Below are 20,531 nucleotides of genomic sequence, written 5' to 3' on the forward strand. Positions count from 1 at the left end.
TTCAAAATTACTTAAAATTTTCTTAAAATTTTGTGTTTAGACGCTTTCAGCTAAACAATTCTTCAACAACTCTAACGCAGGCTTTTATAGTGTTTAATTAGGTTTTTAGTCGAACCATCATGATTGTTGATAACATTATCATCTTGCAACTCTTTTAAAATTGAATTTGCAAGTTGTTTTCCTAATTCTACACCAAATTGGTCATAACTAAAAATGTTCCATACAATTCCTTGAACAAAAATTTTGTGTTCATACATCGCGATGAGTTTACCTAAACTTTCAGGAGTTAGTTTATCGACAAGAATCGTTGTTGTTGGTTTATTTCCTTTAAACACCTTAAATGGTGCTAATTCGTTTCGTTTTTCTTCGGAAAGATCTTGTGCATTTAATTCTTCTAAAACGGCCTCTTTAGACTTCCCATTCATCAAAGCATCTGTTTGAGCAAAAAAGTTAGACATAAGCTTGTCTTGATGGTCCTGATTCCCGTGAAGTGATTTTGAAAATCCGATAAATTCGGCAGGAATCAATTTAGTTCCTTGATGAATTAGCTGAAAAAATGCATGTTGTGAGTTTGTTCCTGGTTCTCCCCAAATAATCGTTCCTGTTTGATAATCTACAGCATCACCATTTCGGTCTATACTTTTACCATTACTTTCCATTATCCCTTGTTGCAAATAGGTTGCAAACTGATTTAAATATTGCGAATACGGAATAACGGCTTCACTTTCAGCGTTAAAGAAATTATTATACCAAACACTTAATAGCGCAGTAATTACAGGAATATTTTTATCAAAATCTTCAGTTTTAAAATGGGTATCCATTTTATGTGCTCCTAGAAGAAGTGTATCGAAATTCTCAAAACCAACGGCAAGGCTTATGGATAGTCCTACCGCGCTCCAAAGAGAAAAACGTCCGCCAACCCAATTCCACATTGGGAAAATATTATGTTCATCAATTCCGAATGCTTTGACCTTTTCAATATTAGTAGATACAGCCACGAAATGTTTAGATACTGCATCTTTAGGCGCATGATTTAAAAACCATTGTCTAATTGTATTGGCATTGGACAATGTTTCTTGAGTTGTAAATGTTTTTGAAACAATTACAAATAGTGTCGTTTCCGGATTTAAATGTTTAATAACTTCATTGACATGATCGCCATCTACATTACTTACAAAATGTGTTTTTAAGTGGTTTTTGTAAAACGACAATGCATCTACAACCATTGCTGGTCCTAAATCTGAGCCACCAATTCCGATATTTACAATATCTGTAAATGGTTTATTTGTATGGCCTTTTATGTTTCCATTAATGATGTCGTTGGCAAAGTCTTTAATTTTATGTTTGACTTCAAAAATTTCGGACATTACATTGTTGCCTTCAACAAGAACCTCAGCATTTTCTGGATTTCTTAATGCCGTATGCAATACTTCACGACCTTCGGTTTGATTTATAACCTCACCTCCAAAATACTTTGACATGGCGTCTTTTAAATCGACTTCATTTGCCAGCTCAATTAACAAATCAAGCGTTTCTTTAGAAATTCGATGTTTTGAATAATCTACGAAGAAATCGTCCCAAGAAATAGACATTTCATGTGCTCGATTTGTATGCTCGGCAAATAATTCTTTAAGGTGCTTATGTTCAATTGTTTTGAAATGCGCTTTTAATTTTTGCCAAGCTTTGGTTGTTGTCGGATTGATGGTTTTTAGAGCCATTAGTGTATTTTTGATGTTAGTGTCTCCTCTTCGATTGGTAATTCAATGGTATTGTCTTCAAATTGAATATGATCCAGCTGAGATTTTAAAGGTTTAATAAATTCGGTGTACTTTGATTTAAGCGAATCTGGAATAGATTCGGCTGCAGGCAATTTTTCTTTAAAAGGATCTACTTGTTTTCCATTTTTCCAGAAGCGATAACACACGTGCGGACCTCCTGTGTTTCCTGTCATTCCTACCCAACCAATGACATCTCCTTGTTTGACAAAATCTCCTTTTTTGACATTTTGGGCTTTCATATGAAGGTATTGGGTACTGTAGGTTCCGTTATGTTTAATCTTTACATATTTCCCATTTCCACCACGTCTGGTTGACTCGGTTACTGTTCCATTGGCAGTTGCAAGAATTTCTGTACCTATTGGAGCAGCAAAATCGGTTCCTCTGTGTGGTCTCAGTTTATAACCGTAATATTTGATACGTCGATTGAGATTATATCGTGACGAAATTCGGCTAAATTGTACTGGTGCTTTTAAAAATGTACGTCTTAAACTTTTAGTGTTTTCATCAAAATAATCGGAAATATTCTTAGTACTATCAACCTGAAAATTAAATGCATAAAATGGTTCGCTTTTATGCTCAAAATAAGCAGCCTCGATGCTTTCTATTCCAGCGTAAATGGTATCTTCAATAAATCGTTGTTTATAGACAATTTTAAAACGATCACCTTTTTGAAGTCTGAAAAAATCTATAGTCCAAGCATAAATATCGCTCATATCATTAATAAGCTGATATGGTAATCCTTGAGACTCCATTGTTTCAGACAAACTATTCATCACGATACCTGAAGCTTCTTTCTGCACAATAGTTATCGGCTTTTTCCCTGTGTAAGCTTTAATAGAATCGGTCATTTTTATGACGACATAATCAATACTATTAGGCTGGTAAATAAAACATTCGGGAGTTTGAAGAGAATCTTTAGCACATAATAAGGTATACGGCTTACCTGCTTTAAGTTTTGTAATATCAAAACTGTCTTTCGTTTTTTCGGCAATGTTAAAAATCTTAGGGTAGCCAATGTTGTTACGCTCTAGTATTTCACCAAAACTATCACCTGCTTTGATGGTATCTCGTTTTACTATATAGTCTTCAAGAACAAAGCCAAACTCTTTATCAGGTTCTGGCTCTACATAAGTTTCTAAAGGTGTTACATCTGGCTTTTCGTCTTCTTTGCATGACATAAAACCCATACAGATGAATAGTGCTATTACTAAGTATTTTGATTGCATTAAGTTAATAAGTTATATGTTTTCTCCCCAATTTTCAAGTTCTTCTTTGCTCCAAAGTTCAGGAAAAAATATGCGTTTTTGGTATTTTGGGTGCATATATTTTTTCCAGTCGCTACCACCTGTAGCTTCACCATCACCTGTACCACTTTCGATATAATGTCTTGCTGCATTATAATGCGCCATAACCCAAGTGATATTGACCGTATAATCAAAGTGTCTCATTGCTTTTACCAAATCTTCATCTTGTTGATCTTTTTTAGGTAATTCTTTAAAACGTGACCAGAGATTTTTAGTATTATAAGTTTGCATAAAGCGAATAAAATCACCTTTGTAACGCTTTTCAAAGTTAACTAACAAGGTAGATTTTTTACCTGTTTTGTAGTCTTTTCCGGCAGCTTGCCAGTACAAGTGTTCAAAAGCGTGTTCAAAAGGCGTATTTCTATCAATAGTTTTTCTAAATCTAAAGTCGATAAGGTTTATAAGTTCAGTTGACGCAAATTCAATCATTCTATATTGCGCACTTTGAAATCCGCTGGCAGGAGTCAAGGTATATCGGAATTTCATGTATTGTTCAATTTCCATACCTTCTCTCATGATATTGAATGAGGTTGTAAGCATATCAAAATAACGACTTATACGCATGATTTTATTTTCGAAAAATTGAACATTCAAGTCTTCTTTTTCGGCGACTTGTTGAATCTCCCATAAAATCATTTTAAAAATAAGTTCATTAATTTGATGGTAAGCTATAAACACCATTTCATCTGGAAGCGTTGTACGCTGTATTTGTAGATTAAGCAGTGCGTCAGTTTGTATATAGTCCCAATATGTAATAGGCTTGCTGTAAAGCAAGCCATATAGGTGATCGTCTGTATCTTGGTCTATTGAAGTATACTTCTCCTGAAGTTGTTTTATTATATCGTCAAATTGTTGTGGTTCACTCATGTTAGTTAGTCAAATTCTACTTGTATAGGATGCTTTAATCCTTTAAACGCTTCGAGGTCTGCTCGCAATGAACCTACGGCTAAATCGGCCTTTATTTTCAATGGAATTTTATTATCATCTGCGCTTACCCATAAGGTTAAACTCTCCTGCTCTTTAAATACGCGTCCAGCCATTACATAAGGTCTGAACTTTAATGTTTTCATTTTACCACCAAGATCTGTATCTATGGTTTCTCTACCTAAATATTTAAGCTTGAAATTATAGTTTTCTTCATCAAAAAACATATTAAGCGATACGATATCACCAACTTTGATATCATTTGTATTGTAATTATTTCTTAAATAATAAAACGCAGACACCATGTCTTGTACATCTTGTTCTGTAGCAATGGTCTTTTTTGTTTTATACTTTTTGTTTTCAACTAAAGCTTCTTTTTTTTGTTGGTCAAATTTAATTTCGATGTCTTTTGTATGACCGCCTTCATCTATCTTTCTGATAAATTTATAAGGCATTCCTGTTTCCTTATCAAAATAGCTTTCATATCTATCTTTAACTTTAAAAAACCACTTTATAGCTCCTGTAGTCCAACCTTTACCTACTACATGATATACTGGTTTTCCGTCTAATTTTGTTTCATTAACAGAAAGCGTAGCATTTCCAGCTTTGAGAAACCCGCTGTAGCTCATTCTAAATTTAAACCATTCACCATCTTGAAATGCGCTTTTCTCCTGGGCAAAAGAGGCTTGCATACAAAATAATACACCAATTATAAGTAGTACTTTTTTCATTGTCGTAATTATTATAAATGAAACTTTTAGCGTTTCATTTTATTGTTCAGTAGGGAGAAATACAATTACTATTCCAAAAATATAAATTTTATTGAAACCTTTATAAATAAAGGTGTTATAGTTGTGTTAGATTTTATAAAAAACTCCATCGAGTTGCGATGGAGTTTTTAGTATTTAAATTGAAATTATAAGGTTCCTCTTTTAGCCTGTTCTCTTTCAATAGATTCGAACAAGGCCTTAAAATTACCTGCTCCAAATCCTTGTGCTCCCATTCTTTGAATAATTTCAAAGAACAATGTTGGTCTGTCTTCTACAGGTTTGGTGAAAATTTGAAGCAAATAGCCTTCTTCATCGGCATCGACAAGAATAGATAGTTTTTGAAGCTCTTTGATATCTTCTTTCATCATATCCATGTGAGAACCCAATCGGTTAGGAATATCGTCATAATACGCTTGAGGTGGTGGAGGTAAAAATTCGACACCTCTCGCTTTTAATTGCGCTACTGTTTTAATAATATCATCGGTTGCTACTGCTATGTGCTGTACCCCTGAGTCTTCATAAAAATCTAAATATTCTTCGATTTGGGATTTTTTAGCTGCTTTTGCGGGTTCGTTGATTGGGAATTTTATGCGTCCGTTACCATTACTCATCACTTTACTCATTAATGCAGAATACTCGGTATGGATTTGTTTATCGTCAAAAGACAAGAAATTAACAAAGCCCATCACATCTTCATACCATTTTACCCAGGTATTCATTTGTCCCCAACCTACATTACCAACCATATGATCGATATATTTTAAGCCCACAGGTTCTGGGTTGTAATCAGATTCCCATGGTTTAAATCCTGGTAAAAATGTGCCTTTATAATTTTTGCGTTCTACAAACATATGCACTGTTTCACCATAAGTATAAATTCCGGCTCTAACGACTTCTCCAAATTCATCGGTTTCGACTTTTGGTTCCATATAAGATTTTGCACCACGCTTGGTGGTTTCTTCATAGGATTTTCTGGCATCATCCACCCATAGCGCAACCACTTTTACGCCATCGCCATGCTTTACAATATGATCGTTGATAGGAGATTTACTGTTTAATGGCGTTGTGAGCACCAATCGTATTTTATCTTGTTTTAAAACATAACTTACAGAATCCTTTGAACCTGTTTCTAAGCCTTTATAGGCATAGGATTGAAAGCCGAATGCTGTTTTATAAAAATGTGCCGATTGTTTTGCGTTTCCGACATAAAATTCGACATAATCTGTTCCTAATAGTGGTAAGAAATCTTGAGCTTCTTCAAAAATTTTCTCTAATCCGTAATTGACACTTTTTACTTCTTTTGCCATGATTGTACTTATTTATGTGTTTGTTCGTTAATGCATTTTGCCTGCTAACGAATGTTTTGTGTTTGTTTTTAGCCCTGATTGAAGCGGCATCCTTTTTTGTTTTTCTCAAAAAAGATACAGCTGAAAGCAGGAAATAGCTTCTAATACTACTCGAAAATTTATTCTAACCAGGATTTAAAATACGCTTCATCTGCAATTTTCAAAGCCTCTTCTGTGATTTGTAATGGTTTGAATGTATCGACCATCACAGCCAGTTCGTCGGTTTTAACTTGTCCGATACTACGTTCGGTTGCACCTGGATGCGGACCATGCGGAATTCCTGCAGGATGTAAGCTGATATGGCCAGCATCGATATCATTTCTGCTCATAAAATCGCCATCGACATAGTAGAGCACCTCATCACTATCGATATTACTGTGATTGTATGGCGCCGGAATACTATCGGGATGGTAATCGTATAAACGCGGTACAAAACTGCAAACTACAAATGCATCGGTTTCAAAGGTTTGATGCACTGGTGGCGGCTGGTGAATTCGACCTGTTATAGGTTCGAAATCATGAATTGAAAACGCGTAAGGATAATTGTAACCGTCATATCCTACAACATCAAAGGGATGTGATGCGTAAATCATTTCGAATATATCGTCTTGTTTTTTAACTTTCATAAGAAATTCGCCAGACTCGTTATGGGTTTCTAATTCTTGAGGCTGACGTAAATCGCGTTCACAAAATGGCGAATGTTCTAACAATTGACCGAACCAGTTTCTATAGCGTTTTGGCGTGTAAATTGGTCGGCGAGACTCTACAATGAAGAGTCTGTTGTCTTCGGTATCGAAATCCATTTTATAAATAATCCCGCGCGGAATGACTAAATAATCGCCATACTTAAAGTCTAGGTTTCCGAGTTGAGTTCTAAGCTTTCCTGATCCTTTATGAACAAAAATAAGTTCATCGGCATCAGAGTTTTTATAGAAATAATCGGTTGTTGACTGTTGAGGAGCTGCTAAAATAATTGTACAATCGCTGTTGGTTAGTACCGCTTTTCTACTTTCTAAATAATCAAGTTCTGGTTTTACTTGAAACCCTCTAAAGCGATAAGATTGAATATGATTTGCTTTTGCAATTTTAGGTGCAACACTGTATTGTTTTTTAATGGCTTTAACCTGAGTTGGCCGCTGCTCGTGATAGCTATTGGTTGACATCCCGTCGAAACCTATGGTGCCGAATAATTGTTCGGCATAAAGGCTGCCATCTTCTTTTCGAAATTGTGTATGTCGTTTGGGTGGAATTTTTCCTAATTTATGATAAAAAGGCATCTTTTTAATATTTAAAAGTTGATCTGTTTATACGTTTTGAGGTATAAATTAAAGTGTTTTAAAGATACAAAAAATGCTAGCTTATTCAGGATTTCTCTTGATAAGAAAATGGAGGTGGCTTAATAAATCTTTAAAGATGAGATTTGACATGATTCAAATATCGGGAAAATTAATAATATTTTAAAACCAAAGTTGCTGCTATTCGCTGTAACTGTAAATAAATCCTGCTTTTAGTCCTTAAAAACCTGATAATTAAGATGTAATATAAATTCAGCATGTTTTTGTCATTTCGACATAAATCACTTATTTTTAAGTAACTAAACAATTAATTATGATGTTTAAAATTAACTTATTGGGTTTGGAGTTGAAATTACCTAACTCAGTGTATATCTTTATTTGGTGTTTTTGTGGCATCTGTATTCTTGGGTATTATTTTATCATGGATATTGTTAGTCCTGAAAGCATAACTCCTTCAAAATATAAACTATCAACACAAATTTTTTGGTTTTTATTTTTTCTGTGGTACGTTGTTAAATATCTAAAATCCTTAAATACAGATAACTCCTAGGGGTTATCTGTATTTTTCTAATAATAATAATTATGATGTATTATCTTCTAGCGCCTTTATTTGCATTAGCTTTTACTAAACGTATAAGTTATTTAAGCAATGCCATAAAAAACCAGAATAGAGATAAGATAAAATTTGAAACACTATTCTTGTTTCTAACGATTATAATTTCAATTGGATTAGTAGCAACTATTCAATCGTTAAAATTCTAATAAACTGTCTGCTTTTATAAAGGCTTAAAACCAGAATCCAATATTAAAATACCAGATGCTTTCTCGTTGTTCTGGTGAGTATGCGAATTTCGCTTGTACTGGCCCTAAAAACGTTTCAATCCCATACCCTAATCCATAACCTCTATAATCGGGAAGTGTAAACCATTCTCCCGATTCGAAAATATCATCGTCAACATTTGCCCAGTTAGTTTCTAAAGTAATGTGATGCTTATCAAAAATCTCATAGTCTGCACTGGCATAAGCTTTCACATAACTATTACCTGTTAAGGTTACAAAATCATAGCCCAAAAATGGAACAAAATTATTGATGAAGTTATTTCCATAACCGCCTAAAGCAAAATCTAAAGTTGTTGTAGACTTATCGCCGATTTTAAACCCTCCACTAGTTTCAAGGTTAAAACTTAGTTTATCTGACAAACTAAACGCATAGCCAATATCTGCTTTAGCAATTGAAAACTGATCAAAATTCTTGTTGAATTTAGAAGCATAGATATACGAATGAAAATCTCCACTGAAATAAAAACCTGATGATGGGTAATATTTGTCATCGTAAGTATCCAGTTTTAATGTACCAAAAGCACTAAAGTAATCGGTATGTTCAAAAAGAAATTCATCTGTAGTAGTATTGACAGTAATGGTTTTTGATTTAATTGTCAATCGCTTGTGCTCTGCACCTAAGCTTAGCGCAAAGTCTTTTCTAAACAAAGTTTCGAGATAAAACTGATTGGTTTGATCCTTTAATTTAACATCGAGCTGATTAACACCTATTGCATTAATTTCAGCGTCATTAAGTATCACCTCACTATTAACACCCTTTTCAAACTGATTATATCGTGATCGTAATCCAACACTCCAATAAAAACCCTTGTCAATTAAATAGTCAAAGTTATATCGCACATTATCACCTAAAATAACATCTAAGGATGCAATATCATTTTTAAAAAGCAGACGTTTTTTAGTGAGATTTACAAGTAATGCACTTTTGTATAAATCATCATAATGAAGTCCAAATTTTAGAAATGTAGTTGTCATATTTTCTTGAACTTTAGTACTTAAATCATAACCCTCTTGATCCTTTGATTTTTTGAAATCATATATAAACGAGTCAAAATTATTTGTTGCAATTAAATTATTTACTCCAGTATTAAAGTCGTTGTAACTCACCTTTTCGCTTCCTTTCAATTTGAGTTTACCAAGCACATATGATCTGGTATACCGCTGATTACCTTCAATATTAATTGTGTTGATCACAATACTATCTTTACTGATTAAATCTAATTCAGACCTATAATTACGTGGTTTAAGTTTTGGAAGTTTTGACAACTCATCACATCGTTTTAAGGCGGCTAATTTTCCGTTTTCAATAATTTTTTTACCTTCTTTAAATGAAACTACCGAAAAATCTTTTATATCTGGTTTGATATAAATATCGGTCTTTTTCGACTTCAATTTCATATCATTGATCGTTCTGAAATTATTAATTTGAAGCAGTACATCAGGAGCCGATGTCATTTCCTCCCTAGTTGCCAAACCATCTTGAACATCAACACCAATTATAATATCTATGCCTTTTTTCCTAAGTTCATCTATTGGGTAATTATTTACTACTCCTCCATCAATTAACAGGTTGTTATTGATATTTACGGGCTGAAACAAAGAAGGAAAAGCACCACTTGCCGTAATGCATAAAGGTAAATTTCCGGAGTCTAACATTACTTGCTCTCCTGTTTCCACATTAGTTGCTATACAAAAAAACGGTATGGGAAGCTTATCAAAATCACTTATTTCACTCACGTGAAGTGTCAGTTTAGATAATAAGTTAAATACATTTTGACCACGAGATAAAGCTGAGGGCAACTTGAGCTTAAACTTATTAAAAGGAAGTGCAATAGCATACTTTTCGGTGTTATCGCGCTCATAAAATGTTTTGGCCGAACGCGGTAAATTATCATTAATCACCTTATCAAAATCTAAACTTCTAAAAATAGAATCCAATTGATTACCAGAATACCCAGAAGCATATAAAGAACCTACTATAGCTCCCATGCTTGTTCCAGCGATATAATCTATTTTAATTCCTAAGCTATCTACAACTTTTAAAACTCCAATATGAGCAAACCCTTTTGCTCCACCACCACTCAAGACTAAACCAACTTTAGGTTCATCTATATCAGTTTTCGTTTGTGCTTCCGAAGGAAGCATCACACAAATGAGTAATATGATGAGGATAAAATATTTCACTTTTTACTGTAATAATCGATTATTTTTTGAGCTCTAGATAAACCAACAACAGCTTCTAAATCTTCTTTTTTTGCTTCGGAAATACGCTTAACCGACTTAAATTTTTTTATTAAGGTGATAACGGTTTGCTCTCCAATTCCGGGAATCGTTTCTAATTCTGTTGTTAAGGCACTTTTACTTCGTCTGTTTCTATGATGTTCTATTCCGAAACGGTGTGCTTCATTACGTAACTGCTGAATGATTTTAAGGGTTTCACTTTTTTTATCTAAATATAAAGGAATTGGATCGTCTGGATAAAATAATTCTTCTAAACGTTTCGCTATTCCGATAATTGCAATTGTATTTCTGAGATTTAAAGCATCTATGCTTTTTAGTGCTGAAGATAATTGCCCTTTTCCTCCATCGATTATGATCAATTGAGGCAGCGGTTGATTTTCATCCAACAAACGCTTATAGCGACGGTATACGACTTCTTCCATAGATGCAAAATCGTCTGGACCTTCTACTGTTTTTATGTTAAAATGTCGGTAATCTTTTTTACTTGGTTTTCCATCTTTAAAAACAACACAAGCAGCAACCGGATTTGTACCTTGTATATTAGAATTATCAAAACATTCGATATGTCGAGGCTCTTCAGGCAATCTTAAATCGGTTTTCATCTGAGCCATAATTCGGTTGGCATGACGGTCTGGATCTATGATTTTAACCTGTTTGAAACGCTCCATACGATAATATTTAGCATTTCTAAGTGATAAATCCAAGATGTGTTTTTTATCGCCTAATTTAGGAATAGTGATCTTCACATCATCCCCTAAATTGACCTTAAAAGGCACGTAGATTTCTTTCGAATTGGAATGAAAACGTTGTCTGATTTCGACTATAGATAACTCCAACAATTCTTTATCTGTCTCGTCTAATTTTTTCTTAATTTCTAATGTATGTGATCTGATGATACTTCCGTAGGATAATTGCAAAAAGTTGACATATGCATAACTTTCGTCACTCATTATACTAAAGACATCTACATTACTAATCTTAGGATTAACTATGGTAGATTTAGCCTGATAATTTTCTAAAACTTCAATTTTTTCTTTGATACGTTGGGCATCTTCAAACTTCATCTCTTGAGACAACTTCTTCATTTGCGCTTTAAATTGCGATAATGAATCTTTAAAATTTCCTTTTAAAATTTCTCTAATCGCTACAATATTTTGGTTGTAATCATCTTCGGTTTGTAAGTCTTCACAAGGGCCTTTACAGTTTCCCAAATGGTATTCTAAACACACTTTATATTTCCCAGCAGCTACTTTGTCTTTAGAAAGATTAAAATTACAGGTGCGTAGCTGATACAGTCCTTTAATCAAATCGAGTAAGGTATGTACCGTTTTCATGCTGGTATAAGGTCCGAAGTATTCTGAACCGTCTTTAAACACACGTCGCGTCGAAAACACTCTTGGAAAACGTTCTTTTTTTAAACATATCCAAGGGTATGATTTATCATCTTTAAGCAATACATTATAACGTGGCTTATATTGCTTAATGAGGTTATTTTCTAAGAGTAGTGCATCATTTTCTGTCTCAACAACAATGTGCTTAATATGTCTTATTTTTTTTACTAATACTCTGGTTTTACCATTGTCGTGTGTTTTGGTAAAGTATGAACTTACTCTTTTTTTGATGTCTTTGGCCTTTCCAACATAAATGAGGTTATCATCTTCATCAAAATACTGATACACACCTGGTTGATGAGGCAAGGTTTTTATTTGTATGTCCAGAGCAGGCTTTTGCATTGTTCCAAAGTTAATATTTACTATTTAAAACAGCTTTTATATGTGTTAAAAAATTAAATGAAAAAATGTTTTTTAGAACCGACTAATACTTACCTTGCGCCACTTTTTAAACCCTTTAAATGACAAAAAAAATTATTGGACGTGTTGATAAGATTGACTTTCCAAAATTGAATTTAACCCATATTGATGTAAAGATAGATACTGGTGCCTACACATCAGCAATTCACTGTTCGAAAATTATAGAAAAAGATAATACATTGATTTGCACCTTTGAAAGCAAAGGACATCCAAACTTTAAAAGTGAAAATATTGTATTTGAAAATTATACATTCACAGATGTAAAAAGCAGTAACGGATTTAAAGAAAATCGTTACAAAATAAAATCTGAAGTCATATTCTTTGGTAAAACTTATAAGATTAACTTAACTTTAAGCACTAGAGACGATATGAAATTTCCCGTTTTAATAGGACGACAATTTCTTAGTAAAAAATTTCTAGTTGATGTTAACTTAGAAAACGTTTCTTTTAATAATACGCACAAATGAATATAGTCATTTTATCAAGAAACCCTCATTTATACTCTACACAAAGATTAGTAAAAGAAGGCGAAAGCAGAGGTCATGACATGGAAGTTATCGACCCTCTTAAATGCGATATCATTATCGAAAAGGAGAAGCCTACCATCTATTATAAAGACCGATATTTAGACTATGTCGATGCTATTATTCCAAGAATTGGTGCTTCGGTTACCTTTTATGGATGTGCTGTAGTGAGACAGTTTGAAATGATGGGTGTATTTACAATTGTTACCTCAGACGCCATACAACGCTCTAGGGATAAATTACGCAGTTTACAACGTTTAAGTAAAGCTGGTATAGGCATGCCAAAAACGGTGTTTACAAATTACTCACGTGATGTAGAAGAGGTTATTGAACATGTAGGTGGAACACCTGTTATCATAAAACTATTAGAAGGAACGCAAGGTTTAGGAGTTGTTTTAGCGGAAACTAAAAATGCTGCCGAATCTGTTTTGGAAGCCTTCAACGGATTACAGGCACGAGTCATTGTTCAGGAGTTTATTAAAGAGGCTAAAGGTGCAGACATTAGAGCTTTGGTTGTCGACGGACAAGTTGTAGGTGCTATGAAACGTCAAGGTAAAGAAGGTGAGTTTCGATCTAATCTTCATCGTGGCGGAAGTGCAAATATTATCAAATTAGATACTGACGAATTAAAATTAGCAATGAATGCTTCCAGAGCTTTAAAACTACCTGTTTGTGGTGTTGATATGTTACAATCTGCAAGAGGCCCTTTGCTTTTAGAAGTTAATTCTACACCAGGATTAGAAGGCATTGAAGGCGCTACAGGTAAAAATATAGCACGAGCAATTATTACTTTTATAGAACGTAATAGAAACTAACGCAACACTACAATGAGCAACAAAGAGATCTTAGAAATTCTTGGAGAAGAGGTGCCTTTAGGGAAAAGTGCTACAGTAAGTTTTAATGTCGCCAAACTTCATACACAAAATAGTATTGATGTTCCTGTCATTATTGAGCGTTCAAAAAAACCTGGACCAACCATTTTAATAACCGCTGGTATTCATGGTGATGAAATTAATGGTGTTGAAATTGTCAGACAAATTATCGCTAAAGGCATTAACAAGCCTAAAAAAGGAACTATCATTTGTGTACCTGTAATTAATGTGTTTGGTTTTATTAATTTAAATCGTGAATTTCCTGATGGACGAGATTTAAATCGCGTATTTCCTGGAATTAAAGGTGGATCTCTAGCCAGTAGAGTGGCTTTTAAACTTGTAACTGAAATTTTACCACATGCCGATTTGGTAATGGATTTTCACACTGGTGGTGCCGATCGATTTAATGCTGCTCAGGTTAGAATTATTAAAGGCGAAAAAAACTTAAAAGAACTCGCAAAAGTTTTTGGAGCTCCTTTTGTTTTATATTCAAAAAACCTCAACAAATCTTTTAGAAACACCTGCTATAAATTAGGAATTCCGATATTGCTTTTTGAAGGTGGAAAATCATTTAATATTGATAACACCATTACAAATACAGGTGTAAATGGTGCTAAACGAGTATTGCATCATTTAGGAATGCTTAGCAGTAAATTTAAAGTCTCAAAGCCTAAAAAATCCTGTGTGTTTATTTCAGATAGCAAATGGATTCGCGCCAACTACTCTGGCATGTTTAAATCTACAGTTACAATTAACACCAAAGTACAAAAAGGTGATATCATTGGTAATATAACCGATCCTTACGGAAGTTTTAACCATTTTATAAAAGCGCCAAATGATGGGTACATTTTTAATATTAACGAATCTCCAATCACATATCAAGGCGATGCTATTTTCCATATTTCAACACAGGTAAAAGATGACTAAGGATCAATTGCGAAGCGTGCATAAATTGTTACGAAATAAACTGTCTCAAGAACAAGTTGAAACGCTAAGTCTAAATATTGCAAACCAGCTTCTCACTTTAGCTATCTGGGACTATGAGTTTTATCACTTATTTCTGTCGATTACAGAACACAATGAGGTTAATACAGATTATATTTTAAATATTCTCTCCGGAAAAGATAAACATATCGTCATTTCTAAGAGTGATTTTCAGACTTTAGACATGTCGCACTACTTACTTACGGATAGTACTAAAATCAAAAAAAACCGATGGAATATTCCAGAGCCAATTGATGGCATTTCTATCGATCCTAAACAAATTGATGTGGTATTTATTCCGCTTCTCGCATTTGATAACACTGGAAATCGTGTAGGCTACGGCAAAGGTTTCTATGATAAATTTTTAGCGAAATGCAGACCAGATACGATCAAAATAGGTCTTTCATTTTTTGATAGTGCTACGCTTGTTACCGATGTTTTTGAAGGCGATATTAAATTAGATTATTGCGTAACTCCTGAAAAGGTTTATAAGTTTTAAGCTTCAACGGTTGTTTTAGGTTTTTCTGAAACAGTAAAAACACGCTTATTAAAGACTATTAAAATTCCAATTCCTGTGCTAATTGCCATATCTGCTATATTAAAGACAGGGTCGAAGAAACTAAATGACTTGCCTCCAAAATACGGAATCCAATCGGGTAAATATCCACTCCAGATAGGAAAATGAAGCATATCTACAACTTTACCATGAAATAATGTATCATAGCCTTGTTCAGGCAAAAATGAAGCAACCTGTCCAGAACTTGAATCGAATAAAACTCCGTAAAATACAGAATCTATTATATTTCCAACTGCTCCTGCCAGAATAAGTGAAATCGCAAAGATTAATGTTTTAGAACCAGCGTTTTTTATTGATTTTTTTAACCAGTATGCAATTCCGATAACGGCTAAAATCCTAAAAACCGTCAAACATACTTTTGCAGTTCTGTCTGACATAAATGTTATAAAATCACTCAATTTTGTTCCCCAAGCCATACCTTCATTTTCTACAAACGCGATTTGAAACCAATCAAAAATTATGGTTTTATCGTTTAGTGCAAAATGAGTCTTGATATAAATTTTACTTATCTGATCAATAAGTAATATAAGGATGATAAGGAGTGTTGCTTTTTTTAAAGACATTGTTCTGTATTAGAAACCACAAAAATAGGATTATTATTGATAAACGTTACGCCTATAAAAAAACGTCTCAAAAGAGACGTTTTGTATATTGAAATGATAAAAATTTACTTCTGCATATTTTTAGCTTCTATACTCAATGTTGCATGAGGCACTAATTCTAATCGCTTTCTATTGATTAGTTTTCCTGTAACTCTGCAAATACCATAGGTTTTATTTTCAATTCGGATTAAGGCATTTTTAAGATCACGAATAAACTTTTCTTGACGAATCGCTAACTGAGAATTAGATTCTTTGCTCATAACGGCACTACCTTCATCAAATGCCTTAAAGGTTGGTGATGTATCATCTGTTCCATTGTTATGATCATTCATATAAGCACTTTTGATAAGTTCTAAATCATGCTGTGCTTTTTCTATTTTATCCTGAATAAGCGCTTTAAACTCATTTAAATCTTTATCAGAATATCTTACGGTATTATTTGCTCCCATAATTCTACAATTTTTTAATAAACAACTTGGTATTTACATCATCAAAGGCAATTTCTATACCATTATTTAAGTCTTCTAAAATTTCCAATTCATCGGTTAATGTTTCGGTTTTTATGTACTCTAAATTTGTGTTTATTGCGTTAATAATTTGTTCGTCTCTTTTAAACTGTACTGCAATTCTATCTGTAAGTTCAAAACCTGAGTCTTTGCGTAAGTTCTGAATCCTATTTACCAATTCTCTTGCAATACCTTCTTTTCTTAAATCTTCGGTCAGTGTTACATCTAATGCGACAGTTAAAGCTCCCGAACTAGCCACAAGCCAACCTTCAATATCTTTGGATGTAATCTCAACATCTGATTGTTCTAATGTAATACTTTTTCCATTAATTTCAACGACTAAAACTCCGTTTTGCTCGATTTTTTTAATATCATCAGCATTAAAGTTGTTAATCGCCTGAGCTACAGCTTTCATATCTTGTCCAAAACGCGGACCTAATACTTTGAAATTTGGCTTTATTTGTTTTACCAATATATCTGAAGCGTCCTCTAAAACCTCAACATTTTTGACATTGACTTCAGATTTAATCAAATCGGCAACCGCTAAAATTTCGTCCTTTTGTGTTTGACTATCAATAGGAATCATAATTTTTTGTAATGGCTGACGCACTTTAATTTTTTCTTTAGCTCTTAACGACAATACTAATGAAGAAATTGTTTGAGCGCTTTCCATTTTACGTTCCAAACTCTTGTCTACATAGCAAGCATCAAAGGTTGGGAAATCTGCCAAATGCACACTTTCAAAAGCTTCCTTTTGAGTAACAGAATTTAAATCCATATACAAACGATCCATAAAGAAAGGCGCTATTGGTGCTCCTAACTTAGCGATAGTTACCATACATGTGTACAAGGTTTGGTATGCTGAAATTTTATCGGTTTGATAATCGCCTTTCCAGAAACGTCTTCTACTTAAACGCACATACCAGTTACTTAAATAATCTTGCGTAAATTCTGAAATAGCTCTTGCTGCTTTTGTCGGCTCATATTCGGCATAATATTCGTCAACTTTTTGAATTAAAGTATGCAATTCGGATAAAATCCAACGGTCAATTTCTGGGCGTTCAGCTAATGGAATATCAGCTTCAGCATAAGTGAATGTATCAAGATTTGTATATAAAGTAAAGAACGAATAGGTGTTGTAAAGCGTTCCGAAGAACTTACGTTTCACCTCTTCAATACCATCTAAATCAAATTTTAAATTGTCCCAAGGATTGGCATTCATAATCATATACCAACGAGTAGCATCAGCACCATAGTTCCCTAAGGTTTCAAAAGGATCGGTTGCATTACCAAGACGCTTAGACATTTTTTGTCCGTTCTTATCCAAAACTAAACCATTAGACACGACGTTTTTATAGGCTACAGAGTCAAACACCATCGTTCCAATAGCGTGTAAAGTATAAAACCAGCCACGAGTTTGATCAACACCTTCGGCTATAAAATCGGCTGGAAATGATTTATTATCATCAATGAGCTCTTTATTTTCAAACGGATAGTGCCATTGTGCATAAGGCATAGAACCAGAATCGAACCATACATCAATTAAATCACTTTCACGTTTCATTGGTTGTCCTTTTGGAGAAACCAATACAATCTCATCAACGATATTTTTATGCAAATCGATTTTAGAATAGTTTTCATCGGAATTATTCCCGACTTCAAAATCGGCAAATATATCTTTTGAAAGCACACCTGCTTCAACGGCTTTTGCCATTTCATTTTTAAGTTCTTCAACCGAACCAATACAAAGTTCTTCTGTGCCATCTTCAGTTCTCCAAATTGGTAGTGGAATTCCCCAATAGCGTGAACGGGATAAATTCCAATCATTGGCGTTGGCGAGCCAGTTTCCGAAGCGTCCAGTTCCTGTAGATTCAGGTTTCCAGTTGATGGTATTATTCAATTCTACCATTCGCGTTTTCACATCGGTTACTTTAATAAACCATGAATCTAACGGATAGTAAAGTATGGGTTTATCTGTACGCCAGCAATTAGGGTAACTGTGTTTATATTTTTCAACCTTAAAGGCTTTGTTTTCTTCTTTTAATTTGATGGCAAGCTCAACATCAACCGAGCGCTCAGGTGCTTCCCCATCATTGTAATATTCGTTCTTCACATATTTTCCTGCAAACTCACCTAGCTCTGGTCTAAAACGACCTTGTAAATCAACAAGAGGTACCAAATTACCGTTTTCATCTTTAACTAATAGAGGCGGCACTTCTGGTGTTGCTTGTTTGGCAACTAAAGCATCATCAGCTCCAAAAGTAGGTGCAGTATGTACAATACCTGTCCCGTCTTCGGTAGTCACGAAATCACCAGAAATGACTCTAAAGGCATCTTGCGGATTATCATTTGGAAGTACATATGGCAGCAATTGTTCGTAGGTAATTCCGACTAAATCAGCACCTTTAAACTCTTTAACCACATAGTAAGGAATCTTTTTATCTCCTGAATTATAGGCTAACAATTCAGATTTATCATCCACCAAATGAAACTTTCCAGAGAATTGATAGTTCACTAATTTTTTAGCCAGAATCACATTCATAGGTTGAAATGTATACTGGTTATAAGTTTCTACCAATACATAATCAATCTTTGGCCCTACAGTTAATGCCGTATTACTAGGAAGCGTCCAAGGTGTTGTCGTCCATGCCAGGAAGTAGATATCGCCTTCGTTTTGTAGAAATTCTGGTAATGAGTTTTCATTTGCCTTAAACTGTGCAACAACAGTAGTATCGGTTACATCCTGATAAGTTCCTGGTTGATTGAGCTCATGCGAACTTAAACCAGTCCCAGCTTTAGGCGAATAAGGTTGTATAGTATAACCTTTATATAGTAAGCTTTTGTTATAAATTTGTTTAAGCAACCACCAAACGCTCTCCATGTATTTTGGATCGTAGGTGATATATGGATCGTCCATGTTGACCCAGTATCCCATTTTTTCTGTAAGGTCATTCCAAACATCGGTATAACGCATGACTGCTTTACGGCAAGCTGCGTTATAATCTTCGACAGAAATGGTTTTCCCAATATCTTCTTTTGTGATGCCCAATTCTTTTTCTACGCCTAATTCAATAGGCAAACCATGCGTATCCCAACCAGCTTTACGTTTTACTTGAAAGCCTTTCATCGTTTTATAACGTGGGAAAATATCTTTGATAGCACGTGCTAAAACATGGTGTACTCCAGGTAATCCATTTGCAGAAGGTGGTCCTTCAAAAAAGACGTAAGGTTTATGACCTTCTCTTGTGGAGATACTTTTTTCAAAGATGTCGTTTTCTTCCCAGTAGTTAAGAATGTCTTCTGCAACTTTAGGTAAGTCAAGTCCTTTATATTCAGGAAATTTAGCGCTCATGATATCAATATTCTAATCGAGTCGCGAAATTAAGGAATTTTGATAAAATTATATGTGTGTAAAGGGCAAAAAAGAGAATGTGAGACGAACATGTAAACTTGAATAACAAAGATATATTAGCCAAGGTTTGAAAAAGAGCAAAAAACGAATTAAAAAAAGATAATCTTTAACAGAATAAGTAAGGCTATTAAGGATAAGATTCTTTTTGTGTTTTTCATTGGAAGTACGAAGAATTAGTGTTCATTTAATAAGACACTGATACCCGTAAAAAGTCACATGAGAATCGATTTTTTGAACGTGTTTATCCGTTTAATCTAAAATACGATAATGGTCATTTTTAAATCGCTTAGCCTTATCCAAAAGGAGTTTAGCTTCCTGATCACTGACATTGGTTTTGGACACCACATTTTTAAATCCTTCAGAATAGATTTTTTTAACGGGTTGACCTGCTGTACTTGAGATTATACACACCAGATTATGCTTATGAAAATAGTAGCTTTCCTGAACAGTTGTATTTGAAATTTCGGTATTTTTTATTCTGAAGAGCTCTCCAGAGCTTTTATCAAAAAGTACTGAGTATTTAAATCGTCCGACATCTTTAAAGCCATCCTTATCGGTTAAAGCACCTTCAGTAAACTCTTCAGTTAAACTGGCGTTATTATCTATTTCGGCAATATAATCTTGTGTTGTTTTGATAAATGACTCCTCTGTTTTAACTGTTTTATTTCCACAAGAAAACACAACTAAAACTACTATTAAAAACGCTAAACAATTTCTCATTTTACTAAAGTACGTCATATAAATA

Annotated in this window: 16 protein-coding genes; 4 read left to right on the forward strand and 12 right to left on the reverse strand. The window is 34.0% G+C overall.

All coding sequences use genetic code 11. The features are described 5' to 3' along the window. Nucleotides 1-71: 71 nt before the first annotated feature. From pgi to uvrC, 8 genes are all read right to left on the reverse strand, one after another. Nucleotides 72-1,718, reverse strand: a complete 1,647-nt coding sequence (pgi, locus tag H7350_RS02280) for a glucose-6-phosphate isomerase (protein WP_204344249.1) — start codon at nt 1,716-1,718, stop codon at nt 72-74. Continuing rightward, nucleotides 1,718-3,004, reverse strand: a complete 1,287-nt coding sequence (locus tag H7350_RS02285) for a peptidoglycan DD-metalloendopeptidase family protein (protein WP_204344250.1) — start codon at nt 3,002-3,004, stop codon at nt 1,718-1,720. The genes pgi and H7350_RS02285 overlap by 1 nt, the downstream gene beginning before the upstream one ends. Before the next feature lie 12 nt (nt 3,005-3,016). Further along, complete coding sequence (locus tag H7350_RS02290) at nt 3,017-3,949, reverse strand: tryptophan 2,3-dioxygenase family protein (RefSeq protein ID WP_204344251.1); 933 nt, start codon at nt 3,947-3,949, stop codon at nt 3,017-3,019. A 5-nt stretch (nt 3,950-3,954) separates the two neighbouring features. Next, nucleotides 3,955-4,737, reverse strand: a complete 783-nt coding sequence (locus H7350_RS02295) for a DUF3108 domain-containing protein (protein ID WP_204344252.1) — start codon at nt 4,735-4,737, stop codon at nt 3,955-3,957. Between the two features lie 185 nt (nt 4,738-4,922). Further along, nucleotides 4,923-6,083 (reverse strand): 4-hydroxyphenylpyruvate dioxygenase, encoded by a 1,161-nt coding sequence (gene hppD, locus H7350_RS02300; protein WP_204344253.1) that lies wholly within the window; start codon nt 6,081-6,083, stop codon nt 4,923-4,925. Between the two features lie 158 nt (nt 6,084-6,241). Beyond that, the gene (locus H7350_RS02305; protein ID WP_204344254.1) at nt 6,242-7,399 is read right to left on the reverse strand and encodes a homogentisate 1,2-dioxygenase; all 1,158 of its coding nucleotides are present in this window, start codon (nt 7,397-7,399) and stop codon (nt 6,242-6,244) included. Nucleotides 7,400-8,203: 804 nt separating this feature from the next. Next, on the reverse strand, nt 8,204-10,441 hold the full coding sequence (locus tag H7350_RS02310) for a patatin-like phospholipase family protein (protein WP_338105752.1): 2,238 nt from the start codon (nt 10,439-10,441) through the stop codon (nt 8,204-8,206). Beyond that, entirely contained in the window at nt 10,438-12,231 is a 1,794-nt protein-coding gene (uvrC, locus tag H7350_RS02315; protein WP_204344255.1) for an excinuclease ABC subunit UvrC, read from the reverse strand. The genes H7350_RS02310 and uvrC overlap by 4 nt, the downstream gene beginning before the upstream one ends. A 119-nt stretch (nt 12,232-12,350) precedes the next feature. Here uvrC and H7350_RS02320 point away from each other — a divergent pair, with 119 nt between their 5' ends. The 4 genes from H7350_RS02320 to H7350_RS02335 are packed head-to-tail and all read left to right on the forward strand — an operon-like array spanning nt 12,351 to nt 15,188. Beyond that, nucleotides 12,351-12,776: an ATP-dependent zinc protease family protein gene (locus tag H7350_RS02320; RefSeq protein ID WP_204344256.1), complete on the forward strand. Its 426-nt coding sequence runs from the start codon at nt 12,351-12,353 to the stop codon at nt 12,774-12,776. Continuing rightward, nucleotides 12,773-13,648 carry a 30S ribosomal protein S6--L-glutamate ligase gene (gene rimK, locus H7350_RS02325; protein WP_204344257.1) on the forward strand — a complete coding sequence of 292 codons (876 nt, stop codon included), beginning with the start codon at nt 12,773-12,775 and terminating at the stop codon, nt 13,646-13,648. Before H7350_RS02320 ends, rimK begins: the two co-directional genes overlap by 4 nt. Before the next feature lie 12 nt (nt 13,649-13,660). Then, entirely contained in the window at nt 13,661-14,632 is a 972-nt protein-coding gene (locus H7350_RS02330; protein ID WP_204344258.1) for a succinylglutamate desuccinylase/aspartoacylase family protein, read from the forward strand. Then, the gene (locus H7350_RS02335) at nt 14,625-15,188 is read left to right on the forward strand and encodes a 5-formyltetrahydrofolate cyclo-ligase (RefSeq protein ID WP_204344259.1); all 564 of its coding nucleotides are present in this window, start codon (nt 14,625-14,627) and stop codon (nt 15,186-15,188) included. The genes H7350_RS02330 and H7350_RS02335 overlap by 8 nt, the downstream gene beginning before the upstream one ends. On the opposite strand, the gene H7350_RS02340 is transcribed toward H7350_RS02335, so the two are convergent. From H7350_RS02340 to H7350_RS02355, 4 genes are all read right to left on the reverse strand, one after another. Further along, nucleotides 15,185-15,829, reverse strand: coding sequence for a lipoprotein signal peptidase (locus H7350_RS02340; RefSeq protein WP_204344260.1), 645 nt, complete (start codon nt 15,827-15,829; stop codon nt 15,185-15,187). The two genes, H7350_RS02335 and H7350_RS02340, sit on opposite strands and share 4 nt — an antisense overlap. A 104-nt stretch (nt 15,830-15,933) precedes the next feature. Beyond that, nucleotides 15,934-16,317, reverse strand: coding sequence for a TraR/DksA family transcriptional regulator (locus tag H7350_RS02345; RefSeq protein ID WP_204344261.1), 384 nt, complete (start codon nt 16,315-16,317; stop codon nt 15,934-15,936). Nucleotides 16,318-16,321: 4 nt separating this feature from the next. Then, on the reverse strand, nt 16,322-19,726 hold the full coding sequence (ileS, locus tag H7350_RS02350; protein WP_204344262.1) for an isoleucine--tRNA ligase: 3,405 nt from the start codon (nt 19,724-19,726) through the stop codon (nt 16,322-16,324). Between the two features lie 309 nt (nt 19,727-20,035). Further along, complete coding sequence (locus tag H7350_RS02355; protein WP_204344263.1) at nt 20,036-20,506, reverse strand: hypothetical protein; 471 nt, start codon at nt 20,504-20,506, stop codon at nt 20,036-20,038. Nucleotides 20,507-20,531 lie beyond the last annotated feature (25 nt).

Origin of the sequence: Psychroserpens algicola (assembly GCF_014526325.1) — a bacterium.
Lineage (GTDB): Bacteria > Bacteroidota > Bacteroidia > Flavobacteriales > Flavobacteriaceae > Psychroserpens > Psychroserpens algicola.

Excerpts from the sequence above, each read along its gene's own strand:
- H7350_RS02290 (WP_204344251.1), bottom strand. The coding sequence starts at position 3,949 with ATGAGTGAACCACAACAATTTGACGATATAATAAAACAACTTCAGGAG.
- pgi (WP_204344249.1), bottom strand. The coding sequence starts at position 1,718 with ATGGCTCTAAAAACCATCAATCCGACAACAACCAAAGCTTGGCAAAAA.
- rimK (WP_204344257.1), top strand. The coding sequence starts at position 12,773 with ATGAATATAGTCATTTTATCAAGAAACCCTCATTTATACTCTACACAA.
- uvrC (WP_204344255.1), bottom strand. The coding sequence starts at position 12,231 with ATGCAAAAGCCTGCTCTGGACATACAAATAAAAACCTTGCCTCATCAA.
- H7350_RS02295 (WP_204344252.1), bottom strand. The coding sequence starts at position 4,737 with ATGAAAAAAGTACTACTTATAATTGGTGTATTATTTTGTATGCAAGCC.
- hppD (WP_204344253.1), bottom strand. The coding sequence starts at position 6,083 with ATGGCAAAAGAAGTAAAAAGTGTCAATTACGGATTAGAGAAAATTTTT.
- H7350_RS02285 (WP_204344250.1), bottom strand. The coding sequence starts at position 3,004 with ATGCAATCAAAATACTTAGTAATAGCACTATTCATCTGTATGGGTTTT.
- H7350_RS02330 (WP_204344258.1), top strand. The coding sequence starts at position 13,661 with ATGAGCAACAAAGAGATCTTAGAAATTCTTGGAGAAGAGGTGCCTTTA.
- H7350_RS02345 (WP_204344261.1), bottom strand. The coding sequence starts at position 16,317 with ATGGGAGCAAATAATACCGTAAGATATTCTGATAAAGATTTAAATGAG.
- H7350_RS02355 (WP_204344263.1), bottom strand. The coding sequence starts at position 20,506 with ATGAGAAATTGTTTAGCGTTTTTAATAGTAGTTTTAGTTGTGTTTTCT.
- H7350_RS02335 (WP_204344259.1), top strand. The coding sequence starts at position 14,625 with ATGACTAAGGATCAATTGCGAAGCGTGCATAAATTGTTACGAAATAAA.
- H7350_RS02320 (WP_204344256.1), top strand. The coding sequence starts at position 12,351 with ATGACAAAAAAAATTATTGGACGTGTTGATAAGATTGACTTTCCAAAA.
- H7350_RS02340 (WP_204344260.1), bottom strand. The coding sequence starts at position 15,829 with ATGTCTTTAAAAAAAGCAACACTCCTTATCATCCTTATATTACTTATT.
- ileS (WP_204344262.1), bottom strand. The coding sequence starts at position 19,726 with ATGAGCGCTAAATTTCCTGAATATAAAGGACTTGACTTACCTAAAGTT.
- H7350_RS02305 (WP_204344254.1), bottom strand. The coding sequence starts at position 7,399 with ATGCCTTTTTATCATAAATTAGGAAAAATTCCACCCAAACGACATACA.